General features: G+C 58.7%; 14 protein-coding genes. 10 read left to right on the forward strand and 4 right to left on the reverse strand.

Annotated features, from left to right (window positions below; genetic code table 11):
• Positions 1-301 precede the first annotated feature (301 nt).
• From AC6CHO_RS15725 to AC6CHO_RS15770, 10 genes are all read left to right on the forward strand, one after another.
• Entirely contained in the window at positions 302-2,380 is a 2,079-nt protein-coding gene (locus AC6CHO_RS15725) for a hypothetical protein (protein ID WP_498216371.1), read from the forward strand.
• 49 nt (positions 2,381-2,429) lie between these two features.
• Positions 2,430-3,437 (forward strand): HAD-IIA family hydrolase, encoded by a 1,008-nt coding sequence (locus AC6CHO_RS15730; RefSeq protein ID WP_146278100.1) that lies wholly within the window; start codon positions 2,430-2,432, stop codon positions 3,435-3,437.
• Positions 3,438-3,439: 2 nt separating this feature from the next.
• On the forward strand, positions 3,440-3,613 hold the full coding sequence (locus AC6CHO_RS15735) for a hypothetical protein (RefSeq protein WP_498216373.1): 174 nt from the start codon (positions 3,440-3,442) through the stop codon (positions 3,611-3,613).
• Positions 3,610-4,398, forward strand: coding sequence for a TlyA family RNA methyltransferase (locus AC6CHO_RS15740; protein ID WP_498216375.1), 789 nt, complete (start codon positions 3,610-3,612; stop codon positions 4,396-4,398). The genes AC6CHO_RS15735 and AC6CHO_RS15740 overlap by 4 nt, the downstream gene beginning before the upstream one ends.
• Before the next feature lie 74 nt (positions 4,399-4,472).
• Positions 4,473-5,501: an NAD kinase gene (locus AC6CHO_RS15745; protein WP_498216377.1), complete on the forward strand. Its 1,029-nt coding sequence runs from the start codon at positions 4,473-4,475 to the stop codon at positions 5,499-5,501.
• A gap of 113 nt (positions 5,502-5,614) precedes the next feature.
• On the forward strand, positions 5,615-7,357 hold the full coding sequence (recN, locus tag AC6CHO_RS15750) for a DNA repair protein RecN (RefSeq protein WP_498216378.1): 1,743 nt from the start codon (positions 5,615-5,617) through the stop codon (positions 7,355-7,357).
• A 119-nt stretch (positions 7,358-7,476) separates the two neighbouring features.
• On the forward strand, positions 7,477-9,156 hold the full coding sequence (gene pyrG, locus AC6CHO_RS15755; protein WP_060701183.1) for a CTP synthase: 1,680 nt from the start codon (positions 7,477-7,479) through the stop codon (positions 9,154-9,156).
• Positions 9,157-9,281: 125 nt separating this feature from the next.
• The gene (locus tag AC6CHO_RS15760; RefSeq protein WP_498216476.1) at positions 9,282-9,920 is read left to right on the forward strand and encodes an NUDIX domain-containing protein; all 639 of its coding nucleotides are present in this window, start codon (positions 9,282-9,284) and stop codon (positions 9,918-9,920) included.
• Positions 9,917-10,840 carry a site-specific tyrosine recombinase XerD gene (gene xerD / locus AC6CHO_RS15765; RefSeq protein ID WP_084793151.1) on the forward strand — a complete coding sequence of 308 codons (924 nt, stop codon included), beginning with the start codon at positions 9,917-9,919 and terminating at the stop codon, positions 10,838-10,840. The genes AC6CHO_RS15760 and xerD overlap by 4 nt, the downstream gene beginning before the upstream one ends.
• Positions 10,841-10,842: 2 nt before the next feature.
• Complete coding sequence (locus AC6CHO_RS15770) at positions 10,843-11,349, forward strand: 8-oxo-dGTP diphosphatase (RefSeq protein ID WP_444664713.1); 507 nt, start codon at positions 10,843-10,845, stop codon at positions 11,347-11,349.
• Positions 11,350-11,374: 25 nt separating this feature from the next.
• Here the strand turns inward: AC6CHO_RS15770 and AC6CHO_RS15775 are convergent, their stop codons facing one another.
• The 4 genes from AC6CHO_RS15775 to prpB form a co-directional block, all read right to left on the reverse strand.
• Entirely contained in the window at positions 11,375-11,587 is a 213-nt protein-coding gene (locus AC6CHO_RS15775) for a helix-turn-helix domain-containing protein (RefSeq protein WP_060701186.1), read from the reverse strand.
• A complete protein-coding gene (locus AC6CHO_RS15780) occupies positions 11,587-12,084 on the reverse strand; it encodes a DUF2975 domain-containing protein (protein WP_498216380.1) in 498 nt (165 codons plus the stop codon). Before AC6CHO_RS15780 ends, AC6CHO_RS15775 begins: the two co-directional genes overlap by 1 nt.
• Positions 12,085-12,260: 176 nt before the next feature.
• Positions 12,261-13,400: a bifunctional 2-methylcitrate synthase/citrate synthase gene (locus tag AC6CHO_RS15785; RefSeq protein WP_060701188.1), complete on the reverse strand. Its 1,140-nt coding sequence runs from the start codon at positions 13,398-13,400 to the stop codon at positions 12,261-12,263.
• A gap of 59 nt (positions 13,401-13,459) precedes the next feature.
• Positions 13,460-14,389 (reverse strand): methylisocitrate lyase, encoded by a 930-nt coding sequence (prpB, locus tag AC6CHO_RS15790; RefSeq protein ID WP_498216382.1) that lies wholly within the window; start codon positions 14,387-14,389, stop codon positions 13,460-13,462.

The raw sequence follows: 14,389 nt of genomic DNA on the forward strand, positions 1-14,389 counted from the left end.
TGTTGGTTGGTGGGGGTTCGGGTGGGTGCCTGGCCCCCCTTTTTTTCCTGTTTAAAGAGCTTTGGATGCTGACCGGGGACCGCAGCGCCTTAACGGAATTACATTCAGCAACTCTGGAGTTTGTTGGACTGAGTGTCTTACCACATTGGCTTCTAATCCCTATGGTATGAGTCTTTGCTCCCGTAGACTTGAAGTTAGTTGTTCGTGCCGTTGGAGCACGCTGATTAGTTAATAGTGAAGTGCATCGTGCAAGCGATCACGAAGGTTGCGGTATTGAGATTGCCGCTGAAGGGGACATTAAATGTCTAACGATTTCCGCCGTAGTTCTGATAACGGGCGAGGCGACTTCCGGAATTCAGATACAAACCGCAACAATTCCCGTGATGGCTTTAAGCGTCGCGATGATCGTGGCGAATTTAAGCGCAATGATGATCGCGGTGGTTTCCGCAATGACCGTCGTGAAGATAACCGTGGTGGCTTCCGCCAGGATCGCGATGAAAACCGTGGCGGTTTCAAGCGCAACGAGGACCGTGGTGGCTTCCGCAACGACCGTCGTGATGACAATCGGGGTGGCTTCAAGCGTGATGATAACCGTGGCGGTTTCAAGCGCAATGAAGACCGTGGTGGCTTCCGTAATGACCGTCGTGATGAGAGCCGCGGTGGCTTCCGCCAGGACCGTGATGATAACCGTGGTGGCTTCCGCCAGGACCGTGATGATAACCGTGGTGGCTTCAAGCGCAATGAAGACCGTGGCGGCTTCCGCAATGACCGTCGTGAAGACAACCGTGGCGGATTCAAGCGTGATGACAATCGCGGTGGCTTCAAGCGCAACGAAGACCGTGGCGGTTTCCGCAATGACCGTCGTGAAGACAACGGCGGTGGCTTCAAGCGCAATGAAGATCGCGGTGGCTTCAAGCGCAATGAAGATCGCGGTGGCTTCAAGCGCAATGAAGATCGCGGTGGCTTCCGCAATGACCGTCGTGAAGACAACCGTGGCGGATTCAAGCGTGATGACAATCGCGGTGGCTTCAAGCGCAATGAAGATCGCGGTGGCTTCCGCAACGATCGTCGTGATGACAACGGTGGCGGCTTCAAGCGCAATGAAGATCGCGGTGGCTTCCGCAACGATCGTCGTGATGACAACGGTGGCGGCTTCAAGCGCAATGAAGATCGCGGTGGCTTCCGCAACGATCGTGATGATAACCGTGGTGGTTTCAAGCGCAATGAAGATCGCGGTGGCTTCCGCAACGATCGTCGTGATGACAACCGTGGTGGTTTCAAGCGCAACGAGGACCGTGGCGGCTTCCGCAACGACCGTCGTGATGACAACCGTGGTGGTTTCAAGCGCAATGATGATCGCGGCAATTTCCGCAAGGACGACCGCTCAAAGGGCGATCGTCCAGCACGCGGACAGCGCTTCGAAGACCCACGTGCAGAAACTCCACGCGCTCATAACCCAGGCGATCTGCGTATCTCAAACCGTGCTGACCGCACGCAATCGCCGGATATCGACGAGGATGTCACCGGTAAGGAACTGGATCGTGTTGCTCGCGCTCAGCTCCGCTACCTTGAGGAACGTTCCGCAGGCTGGGTTGCAAAGCACCTGGTGATGGCTGGGCGCCTGTTGGAAGAAGATCCAGAGCTTGCTTACGAGCACACCTTGGCAGCTTCGCGTCGTGGTGGCCGCGTGGCGGTAGTTCGTGAAGCAGTTGGCATCGCGGCTTACCACGCTGGCAAGTATGCAGACGCACTGCGCGAATTGCGCACCCACCGCCGGATTTCCGGTTCAGATTACAACCTGCCGTTGATCGCTGATTCGCTGCGCGCGCTGGGCCGGCCGGAAAAGGCCATCGAGTTGGCTCAGTCGGAAGAGTCCGCCAACCTCGAAGCTGCTGTGAAGGTCGAGATGCAGATTGTAGCCGCCGGTGCCTATGGCGATCTGGGCAAGCTGGATGAGGCATTGGCAGAGCTGGAATCCTTGGAACAGCTGAACTTCAACCGCGCGTTCTCCTTCAGCCCGCGCCTGTTCACTGCATACGCGGATCTGTTGTCGGCCGCTGGCCGTCCCGAGGACGCAAAGCGCTGGAACGAGCAGGTCGAAGTTGCCGAGCGTGCGCTGGGCATCGAGCAGGAAACCGAATCATTCATCATGGACTTGGCTCCAGAAATGGATGAAGAGGAAGAAGCTCCCCGTGCAAAGGACTTGATCGACCCGGTCGAGAATGAGGAAGAGGCCGAGGTTTCAGACCAGGACGACGACGAGACTGAAGCAGCCGATGAGGCTGCAACCGGGATCGACGAGGAAGACGGCCTGAGCGAAGTCGCCGAATCCGGCACGGAGGGCGAGCCAGCTGAGTCCGAGGACGAGTCCTCGAAGTAAGCTGTGGCAGTAGCAGCCAAAAACAACAAGTAGTAGGAACCACCACCGAATGCTGATTTCTGGATTTGATTCTGTCCTCTCCGACCTTGACGGAGTTGTCTACGCTGGCCCCAACGCCATCGATGACGCTGTCGAGTCGCTGAACACCCTTGCGGAAGTGAATGTCACTCTGGCCTTCATTACCAACAATGCAGGGCGTTCGCCGATGTCTGTCGCAGCGCACCTGCGCCAGCTGGGAGTGAAGACCAGCGCTGAGCAAATTTTCGGTTCGGCAGATGCCGGCGCCGAGATGCTCGCACGCGAATTAAATCCGGGATCCAAGGTTTTGGTGGTGGGTTCCCCCTACCTGCGCGAATGCATTGCAGTTCGCGGCCTGGAAGTGGTCGAATCCCATGCCGATGAACCGGTAGCGGTCATCCAGGGATTCGACCCCGACCTGTCGTGGAAAAACCTGGCCGAGGCCAGCTACGCCATCAACAATGGCGCCATCTGGGTTGCCACCAATACCGACCTGACGATCCCGCGCGCTGAGGGTATTGCCCCGGGCAATGGATCGCTGGTCAACGCGGTGAAATTGGCGACGGGAGCTGAGCCGCAGGTCGCCGGCAAGCCCGAGTCGTACCTTTTTGCCCGTGCCGCGGATCGACTGGATTCGCATCGTCCGCTGGTGGTTGGCGATCGGCTGGATACCGACATTCTCGGTGGATTCCGGGCCGGGTTCTCCACCGCCCTGGTGCTGACCGGCGTGGATTCGCCGCGTACCGCCCTCGGAGCTCCAGTGGAGCAGCGCCCCAATTACCTCATCAACACGCTGGCTGACCTGTACCGCCCGTACCCGACCATCAAGGTTTTGGGCTATGGCGTGCAAGTGGGCGAAGCGGTGGCCAAGGTTGACGCCGGAGCGATCGAAGTCTCCGGCAGCGAGTCGGACCTGAATGCCTGGCGCGCCGCCTGCCATGCCTGGTGGCTTGCCCACCCACGCCAGAGCGGCCATGAAGTTCCAGAAATCCGTTTTACCGAGCGTGGACTGGATACCCTGCGCCGGGTTCGAGGCTAAGCATGATTCCACAGAACCCAGTGCCTGCTCCCGGCCCGCGGGGCATGGACGATGCGCAGGTAGAGCAGGCCCTGTCATCGTTGGCCGATCACGATATTACCGAGCATGCAGAGGTCTATGAGCAGTTGCTCCAAGGGCTGCAGCAAGAACTCAATCGCGCGGAGCACAGCCGGTGACAAGGCTCGATCAAGAACTCGTCACCCGAGGTCTGGCCCGTTCGCGCACCGAAGCAGGCAAGCTGATTGCCGGCGGGCGCGTGCTGCTGGCAGGGCATCCTGCCGCCAAGGCCTCAAAAAAGGTTTCTGCCGCCGATGAACTTGCGGTGCTGCCCAGCGGCAACGAAGAATACGTTTCTCGTGCCGGGCACAAGCTGGCCGGCGCACTAGATGTCTTTACCACTATCGATCCTGCCGGGCTGCGCTGCCTTGACGCTGGTGCGTCTACCGGGGGATTCACCGATGTACTGCTGCGCCGCGGTGCAGAACATGTGGTCGCGGCCGATGTCGGACATGGACAGCTGGTCGCCGAAATTCGCGAAGACCCCCGGGTCTCGGTCCATGAAGGACTCAACGTCCGCTACCTCACGCCCGAAGATATTGGGGGAGTTGTCGACCTCGTAGTAGCCGACTTGTCCTTCATTTCGCTGCGCCTGGTGATCGATGCCCTGGCTGGGGCCACCAAGCCCGGCGGCTCGCTGGTGCTCATGGCCAAGCCGCAATTCGAGGTCGGCCGCGAGCATTTGAACCGCACCGGAGTAGTCACCGACCCCCAATTGCGCCAAACAGCCGTAGAAGCGGTAATTGCCAGCGCACGAAAAGCAGGGCTGCATTTGCAAGGCCTGGCGCGCAGCCCGCTGCCCGGCCAGGACGGTAACGTCGAATTCTTCCTGTGGCTCAAGGCCGGGGAAAATGCACAGCCGGCGGATGTTGCGCTGATTGAGCAGAACGTTGACTATTCTTAGAAGTGACGTGCATTAGCCGGGGTCGAACGCCTCGGTCATTTTGCATCTCACGATCCTGAGAGGGGCCGCCCGCCTTGCGCCGAATTCTAGTTTTCACCCATACCGGACGCCAAGAAGCGATCGCCGCGGCCATAGAAACCTGTTCATTGCTCAAAGCCGCCGGTGCCATCACGGTGATGCGGCGCAAGGACCACGAAGCCATGACCGACGCCATCGGCGGGGCCATCGAGTCGATCGAAATCCTTGGCGAGGACTGCCAGATTGACGACGTTGACCTGGGCGTGGTGCTTGGGGGAGACGGATCGGTGCTCCGCGCCGCCGAATTGGTCCGTGAAGCGCCGCTTCCGCTGGTGGGCGTGAACCTCGGGCATGTGGGTTTCCTCGCCGAAGCGGAACGCAGCGAACTCGCAGCAACGGTGGACGCCCTGGTCAATCAGGAATATACCGTCGAAGAGCGGATGACCATCGAGGTCAAGGTCTGGCTCGATAATGTGTGCCTGGCTGAAACCTGGGCGTTGAACGAAGCCGCCGTGGAGAAAGCCAATCGCGAACGCATGGTCGAAGTGGTGATCGAAGTTGATGGCCGCCCAATTTCGACCTTTGGCTGCGACGGCGTCGTGATGGCAACGCCCACCGGATCGACTGCCTATTCCTTCTCCGCAGGCGGGCCAGTGGTGTGGCCGGATGTAGCTGCGCTGATCATGGTGCCGATTTCGGCCCATGCGCTTTTTGCCAAGCCGCTGGTCGTGTCGCCGGATTCAGTGATGGCGGTCGAGATCCTCACCCGCACCGATGCTGGCGCCGTGCTGTGGTGCGATGGCCGGCGAACTATCGAATTGCCGCCTGGCGCCCGCGTGGAGGTTACGCGCAGCAGCCGCCCGGTGTATTTGGCGCGTTTGAATACCACGCCATTTTCCGAGCGCCTGGTCAACAAATTTGAATTGCCGATCACCGGATGGCGCGGGCCGGCAAAGGTAGATGCACGCCGATCAGCCACTGCCGCCCTTCCGATTATCGGTCCTGGCTTGCAGAGTGTCGAGCCGCACCACCGTGACGAACCGGGAATCCCCATGGTCGCGCGAACCGACGATGGCCCGGAATAAACGAGTTCCAGAAAAATTTTCCACACGCTCGAACATAACTACGAAAAACAGGGTTAGAACACATATACTAAAATCTCACGGTACGACTTGAACTCGACATTCGGGAGCAGGCAATGATTCAGGAAATCCAGATTTCCAACCTTGGTGTGATTACTGAGGCCACCCTTCCACTGGGCCCAGGGCTCACAGTGGTCACCGGTGAAACCGGGGCTGGCAAGACCATGGTGATCACCGCGTTGTCCTTGTTGCTGGGGCGTCGTGCCGATGCCGGGGCGGTGCGAAACGGTGCCAAGCATGCCCTCGCCGAGGCCGTGGTGCACTTGCCGCCGGATCACCATGTACTTGATTCTGCCAGCCAAGCCGGTGCCTTTATTGAACCGGCTGGCGAACAGAGCGAACTGCTGCTTTCCCGATCGCTGTCGGCCCAGGGGCGTTCCAGGGCTACCATTGGCGGGCGCAGCGCCCCGGTGGGCCTGCTCGCCGAGCTGGGCCATGATCTCGTCGCAGTCCACGGCCAATCCGATCAGATTAGGCTCAAGGAGCCAGCCGCTCAACGCGATGCCCTCGATCGCTTTGCCGGGCAATCGCTCACCCGCCTCTTGAGCAGCTACCAGCGTTCGTACCGCCAGTGGCGCTCCGCAACTAAAGAGCTATCGAGCCTGAAGACCGAATCGCGCAATCGAGTGCGCGAGGCCGAAAATTTGCGCTTGGCCCTGGATGAGATTGAGTCGCTGGATCCGCAGCCGGGTGAGGACGAAACCTTGCGCGAGCAGTCGATCAAGTTGGGTAACGTTGAGTCGCTTCGATCTGCCAGCCAGCAAGCGCAGTCCGTAATCGATTCCGAAGATTTCGAGAACCCTGGAGTCACGACGCTGGTGGAAACTGCCAGGGGAGTGCTCGCTCAGGCCAGTGGCGACGATCCCGTATTGTCCTCGTTTGCCGAGCGTGCTGCAGAACTTGGCATTCTTGCCTCAGAACTGTCCAGCGATTTGGCGGCCTATGCCGCAGATCTCGACGAGGAAGGCCCGGAGCGGCTTGCGCAGATCGAGGCCCGCCGCGCTGATTTGAACAAGCTGATGCGGAAGTACGCTCCGAGCGTCGACGAAGTGATCAGCTGGGCGTCCGAGGCCCGTTCCCGCCTGGAGCGGCTTGGTGGCGATGATTCGCGGATTGCGGAGCTTGAGAATGAAGTAGTTGAGCTTGAGCATCGCGTCGCTTCGCTTGCCTCCGAGCTGTCGGAATCTCGACGCAAAGCGGCAAAGAAGCTCTCCTCGCAGGTTTCGGCCGAACTTAAAGCCTTGGCGATGCCAGATGCAAAGCTCGTTATTGAAGTCGCCGAATTGTACGAGCCGGGGGCATTCGGCCAGGACGCAATTTCGATGCTGCTCGCCCCTCATGCCGGTGCCTCTCCACGTGCTTTGGGCAAGGGCGCCAGCGGTGGTGAACTCTCACGTGTCATGCTGGCCATTGAAGTCGTGCTGGCGGCGGTCGACCCGGTGCCGACGTTCGTTTTCGACGAAGTCGACCAGGGCGTAGGCGGCAAGGCTGCCGTAGCCATTGGCGAACGCCTGGCAATGCTCGCCAGGCACGTGCAGGTCATCGTCGTGACACACCTGCCTCAGGTTGCCGCGTATGCAGATCGCCATATTCGCGTGATCAAGAATTCGGATGCGACATCGAAATCAGGTGCAGGCTACACCGCCAGCGATGTGATTAGCCTCGACCAGGATGCACGCGTCAAGGAATTGGCGAGGATGCTAGCGGGTCAAGAGGAATCGGATACAGCTCAGGCCCATGCGGAGGAGTTGCTTTCGGAAGCCCAGATTCTAGTGTCATCGCTCACCACCGCGAAATAGATTTTCGGCTAAAAGTCTTGGTGAATGCCTGAATTACGGTGAGGCTAGGGCTTCGCGTGATGGTGCACTAGAGTTTTAGAAGGATGCTAAATATTGGAATGGTGATAGGATGAAATCCCGTGGTGCAGCGTAATTCAACTCGTGATTCTCGGTCGTCTGAAACGACAAAGCATATCTTCGTCACCGGCGGTGTGGCCTCTTCCCTTGGTAAGGGATTGACGGCATCCAGCCTTGGACATCTACTTCGAGCTCGTGGTCTCTCAGTGACCATGCAGAAGCTCGATCCCTACCTGAACGTCGATCCAGGTACTATGAACCCATTCCAGCACGGTGAAGTCTTCGTCACTGACGATGGCGCAGAAACCGATCTGGATATCGGACACTATGAGCGCTTCCTGGATGAGAATCTTCCTGGAACCGCCAACGTAACTACCGGTCAAGTGTATTCAACCGTTCTGGAACGTGAACGTCGCGGCGAGTACTTGGGCGATACCGTCCAGGTGATCCCGCACATCACGGATGAAATCAAGCGCCGTATGCGCTTGGCTGCCACTGATCCTGCCGCCGGCAAATCAGCTCCAGATGTGATCATCACCGAAATCGGTGGCACTGTTGGCGATATCGAATCCCAGCCATTCTTGGAAGCAGCGCGCCAGGTTCGACAGGACATCGGCCGCAAGAACGCTTTCTTCGTGCATGTATCCCTGGTTCCATTCATTGGCCCGAGCCATGAGCTGAAGACCAAGCCAACCCAGCACTCCGTAGCTGCGTTGCGATCCATTGGCATTCAGCCAGACTCATTGGTCATCCGTTCCGATCGTCCGATTCCTGCGGAGATGCGGGCCAAGCTCGGACGCACTTGCGACGTGGACACCGAAGCTGTCATCAACTGCGCTGATGCCCCGAGCATCTACGACATCCCCAAGGTCATCCACGCTCAGGGCCTGGACGCCTACATCGTGCAGACTTTGGAACTGAAGTTCCGCGATGTCGATTGGAGCTCGTGGGACCGCCTGCTGGACGTTGTGCATAACCCAAGCACTGAGCTGACCGTAGCTCTGGTTGGCAAGTACATCGACCTTCCGGACGCCTACCTTTCGGTGACCGAAGCATTGCGCGCCGGTGGATTCGCTAACAACGCCAAGGTCAACATTCGCTGGGTTCCAGCAGATGAATGCGCCACTGAAGCAGGAGCTGCCAAGGCTCTCGCTGGCGTTGAAGCAATCTGCGTGCCAGGTGGCTTCGGCATTCGCGGCCTCGAAGGCAAGCTGGGCGCACTGCGTTTCGCTCGTGAGAACAAGCTGCCTACCCTCGGCCTTTGCCTTGGCCTGCAGTCCATGGTCATCGAATACGCACGAAACGTTGCTGGCCTTGAAGGCGCTTCGTCCACCGAATTCGATCCAGATACCACCACCCCGGTCATCGCGACCATGGAGGAGCAGCTGGAGATCGTGGATGGAAAGGGCGACCTGGGCGGAACCATGCGCCTTGGCCTTTATGAGGCAAAGCTGGCTGAAGGGTCGGTCCTGGCCGAAACCTATGGCACAACCGACGTAGCAGAACGCCACCGTCACCGTTACGAGGTCAACAACTCGTACCGCGCGCAGCTGGAAGAAGCTGGCCTGGTCTTCTCCGGCACTTCGCCAGATGGCAGCCTTGTAGAATTTGTCGAACTTCCAAAGGATGTTCACCCTTACTACGTCTCCACTCAGGCGCACCCGGAGCTCTCCAGCCGCCCGACACGGCCGCACCCGATGTTCGCTGGTCTTGTTGCTGCTGCCTTGGATCAGCGCAGCTAGCAAATTTCGGGCAGAGTGAATTCTCTGCAAGCACTCGCGCGCCGGTTACTCTTGACCGGCGCGCGGCTGTTTAAGCTTGGAATTGAAGGACAGCTATTACCTACCAAAGGACGAACCTGGTGTCGATGCCTCCAATTTCCGACGAATTCTCTCCGCGCGAATTACTGGGCCGGGAAACAGTGTACGAAGGGCGAATCTGGAACGTCATCCACGATTCGGTGAAGCTTTCAGAGACTGGCGGAACCATTGAACGCGATTACATCAACCACCCTGGCGCCGTCAGTGTATTGGTGATGGATGATGACGAGCGAGTGCTGATGATCAATCAGTATCGCCATCCAGTCGGGATGCGCTTATGGGAGATTCCCGCGGGGCTGTTGGATATCGAGGGCGAGGCACCGCTGGATGCAGCCAAGCGTGAGCTCTGGGAAGAAGCGGACCGAACGGCAAATCATTGGTCAATTTTGACGGATGTCTTCCTTTCGCCAGGCTCGTCATCGGAGGCCGTGCGAGTATATCTAGCACGCGAACCGCAGCTCGTGCCGGAGGGCCAGCGACATGAACGCACCGAAGAAGAAGCTGAAATGATCAGCACCTGGGTTCCATTGGAAGAAGCTGTTGCCGCAGTACTGGCCGGCAAGATTCACAATCCAACGGCAATGATCGCGCTCCTGGCTACTCAAGCTGCACGAGCTAGCAAGTACACCAATTTGCGCGACGCGAATGAACCATTCGAGGTTCACCCCAATCTGCGCGAAGGATGAGCGACGGCTTTGAGCAGGCGGTCAAGCGCTACTTGCAGCACCTGGCCATCGAACGAGGCCTAGCCGAGAATACGCTTGCATCGTACCGCCGGGACCTAGCCCGCTATGCAGATGTGCTGCAAACCTATAACGTGAACGATCCACAGCAAATCACCGAGGCCACCATTAGCGGTTATCTGCAGGAGCTTTCCCGCGGCGACGACGACCATAAGCCCTTGGGCGCGAGGTCCGTGGCCAGGCATGCAGTGGCCATACGGCAGTTGCACAAGTACTGGGAGCTGGAAGGGATTTGCGTGCCCAATCCGGCACGCGAGATTCAGCCCCCGGCAATCGGGCAATCACTGCCAAAAGCGATTTCCATTGCGCAGGTAATTCGACTGCTGGATTCGATCAGTACCGAAACTCCGGCGGGCCTGCGTGATCGCGCCATCCTGGAATTCTTGTACGCCACCGGTGCTCGAATTTCTGAAGTGGTCGATCTGGACGTGGACGATCTTCATTTTGCCGACGACGCGGTGGTCCGGCTCTTCGGCAAGGGGTCCAAGGAACGCATCGTTCCCGTAGGCGGTTACGCGCAGCAAGCGGTCAGCGACTACCTGGTGCGTTCGCGACCTGGGTTGGCGCTGAAGGGCAAGGGCACGCCTGCGCTCTTTCTCAATCAGCGCGGTGGCCGGCTGTCTCGACAGTCAGTTTGGCTCTTGATCAGCAAGGCTGCGCAGCGATCGGGAATCAATGTCGAAGTTTCGCCGCATACCTTGCGCCACTCCTTCGCCACCCACTTACTAGAGGGCGGTGCCGATGTTCGTGTAGTACAAGAACTCCTGGGTCACGCTTCGGTGACTACAACGCAGATTTATACCAAAGTGACGGTGGACTCGCTGCGTGAGTCCTATCAACTGGCGCATCCAAGGGTTGAATGACCATGTCTGGGAATAGCCACTCGTCTAATCCTCGTCCGGTGGCGTTAGTTGCCTTGCTCGCTGAACGGGATGGGCATGCCCAAATTCTACTGGGGCGAAAGTTGCGCGGATTCGGGCAAGGAAAGATCGTCCTTCCCGGAGGGAAAAATGAACCGGGGGAGTCGAGCAGGCAAGCGGCTGTTCGGGAATTTTTCGAAGAAACGGGCCTGAGGGTCTCTGGCCCGGACCTGCAACTGGCAGCAAGAATTGAATTCAGATTCAGTTCGCTGCCCGCCGCTGACATGGACTGCATGACCTTTATCGCGCGATCTGCCGAGGGGCAAGCAGCCAGCAGCGACGAGCTCGAACCGTTGTGGTTCCGCATCGACCAATTGCCCGTCGACCAGATGTGGCAGGACTCGAAAACTTGGCTGCCCCAGCTGGCCGCCGGCCAGAGGTTCACCGCAAGGATAGTTCTGGCCTCCGACAACATCTCGGTGCAAACGATTGATTTTGACCCCTGGGATTGATCTTGATCCGATGCCGTTCTCTGTCCTAGCCGGCGTCGGGTTCAAAAATCAGCAGGTCGCCAGGTTGGCAATCCAATTCACGGCACAACGCTTCCAAGGTGCTAAACCGGACGGCCTTGGCCCGTCCATTTTTGAGCACGGCAAGATTCGCTGGCGTGATGCCGATCTTCTCTGATAGTTCGCCAACCCCCATTTTTCGCTTGGCTAGCATCACGTCGATATCTACTCGGATTCCCATCAGATAACGCCACCCAATTCGGTGCGAAGTTCGGCAGCTTGGGCTTCGGTCATTGCCGCTTGTTCGAGCAGCTGGCGCAGGACGAGCACGATGATGCTGATGCCGATCATCAGGAGTCCGGCCCCACCGACAAGAAGCACAACGCCGGGTGCTATTTCGGTGCTGGCAGCGAAGATGGCGCCGAGTGCAAGCGTGGCCACGGCGCCGACCGCGAAGGCGATGATGATGGGCGTTACATAACCCAAAGAGGCCGGGTCGAAAACAGTCCCGCGTTTGACTCTCGTCGCTAATTTCCACACGCAGTAAACGCAGGTTTCAATGATGAGACCTGCGAGAAAAAGGTAGCTGAGGAAGGAGCCTTGAAAGAACTTCTCCGTCCCGTCGCTCGGTGACTCGTGGATGAAAATCATCGGGATCATGAATAGCTGAACAAAGAACGTGCCAGCTAGAATCACAGCCAGAATTATCTTCAACCCGACAATACTGAATTTTCCCATGGCAAGTTACCTTATCGTTCTTCGAAGTGTTTCTATCGTTAAACGATAGGTTGATTCGTTCGATACTGCAAGCCTGCGCGGCGGCCAACTGGTGCACTCCGGTCCTGGGCGTGGCAAGGGCCACGAGGAGGAAGTGCTTGCTTCGTCCCCGTGGCCCTTGTTGTGAGCTGAACTTTTTACAGTGCTCGCTGCTCCGAGCCGTTATAGGCAGAGAGCGGTCGGATCAGCGCGTTGGCTGCGCGCTGTTCGAAGATATGGCTCGTCCAGCCGGTAATGCGTGCCGCAATGAAGATCGGGGTGAACATCTCGGTGTCAAAGCCCATGAGGTGATAGGTCGGACCGGCCGGGTAATCCAGGTTTGGCTTGATGGATTTGGCTTCATCCATCGCAGCTTCCAGGCCGTCGTACAATCCCAGTATTTCGTGGCGATCGTAGTGTTCAATCATCCGGTCCAATGCGGCCTTCATGGTCGGGACGCGCGAGTCGCCGTGCTTGTAAACACGGTGCCCGAAGCCCATGACTTTCTTCTTCGCGGCCAGTGCTTCCACCATCCAGGCCTTGGCGCGCTTCGCGGCATCTTCGCGAGATTCGTCCTTGTTGATGCCGATCTCGGTAAAGGTGTGCATCACCGCTTCGTTGGCTCCACCATGCAGCGGACCCTTCAACGCTCCAATGGCCCCAGTGACCGCCGAATGGAGATCCGACAGGGTCGAAGTGATTACTCGGGCGGTGAAGGTCGAGGCGTTGAAAGAGTGTTCTGCATAGAGCACCATGGACACGCGGAAAGCATCGACAACCTCCGGGGCGGCTTCTTCGCCAAAGGTCATCCACAAGAAGTTGGACGAGTAGTCCAGGTCTTCACGCGGGGCGACTATCTCCAGGCCGCGGCGGCGGCGCTGGTCGTAGGCAACCACTGCCGGGAAAGCAGCGAACAGTTCCTTGGCCTTGAGCAGTTCGGCCTCGGGCGAGGAATTGCCTGCCTCGGGGTGGTTTGCGCCGATCACCGACACCGCGGTGCGTCCGACATCCATGGGGTGGCAGTCGGCGGGCAGCAGATCAATGGCGGCTTTGACCCGCGGATCCAAAGCGCGGTTGGCACGTTCGAAGGCGGTGAACTCGGTCAATTCGCTCTGGCTCGGCAATTCCCCGGTCCACAAGAGCAGCGCGACCTCTTCGAAGGACTTGTTAGCGGCCAGGTCCTGCACGGGATAACCGCGATACAACAGCGAGTTCGTTTCCGGGTTGACCTTGGAGACGGCGGTGTAGTCAACGACAACGCCTGCTAGGCCCTTTTTGATTTCCTCGGGGGTAGTCATTCTTGCTCCTCTTCATTGCCGGAGAAATAATGCATTGGTGATACTGCTATGGTGCGAATCTAGAGGTTGGCGCTATTGGAATCAATGTCCAAGGTCGGGACCTGGAAATTGAAGATTCCGGTATCAAAGCGGTTGTAGGCTTCATAGTCCACGAGCTCGTAGAGGCGTGACCTGGTTAACATGTTATCCACTTCGCGCTGCTGGGTGCCATCCTCACTGATGGCATCCAGCACTCGCTCGGCCGCGCCCATGGCGCTGCGCAACAGGGTGACCGGGTAGATGATCAGCGCGACACCGGCATCTGCCAGTTCCCGGCGGTTGAATAGCTCGGACTTGCCGAACTCGGTCATATTCGCCAGCACCGGCACATCCACGGCGTTGCACACTGCCTCGAACTCGGCGACGTTTTTCATCGCCTCCGGGAAGATCGCGTCGGCTCCGGCGTCGACCATCGCCTTGGCCCGGTCGATGGCCGAATCCAGGCCCTCCACCGCACGGATGTCGGTGCGGGCCATGATCAGGAAGTTCTCATCGATGCGTGCGTCGGCCGCAGCGGCGATGCGCTTGAGCATGGTGTCGGTGTCCACCACATTCTTGCCGTCCAGGTGTCCGCAGCGCTTCGGGTTGAACTGGTCCTCGATGTGGCACCCGGCAAGTCCGGCGTATTCGAGTTCCTGGATGGTGCGGGCCACGTTCATCGGCTCGCCAAAACCGGTGTCGGCGTCCACAATCGAGGGCAGGTCGGACATGCGGGCGATTTGCCCGGCACGCGTGGCTACCTCGGTCAGCGAGGTCAATCCGATATCCGGCAGGCCAAGGTCGTTGGCGAGCACCGCACCGGAAATGTAGATGCCGCCGAATTGCTTCTCGCTGATCAGCTTCGCCGAGAGCGGGTTGAAGGCGCCAGGGAACTGGCGGGCGGCACCCGGGGTGAGCATTTCGCGCAGCGCCAGGCGCTTTGCCGCAGGGGTTTTTGTCGAGTACAGCAT

Source organism: Glutamicibacter sp. GQ173 (genome assembly GCF_059759215.1).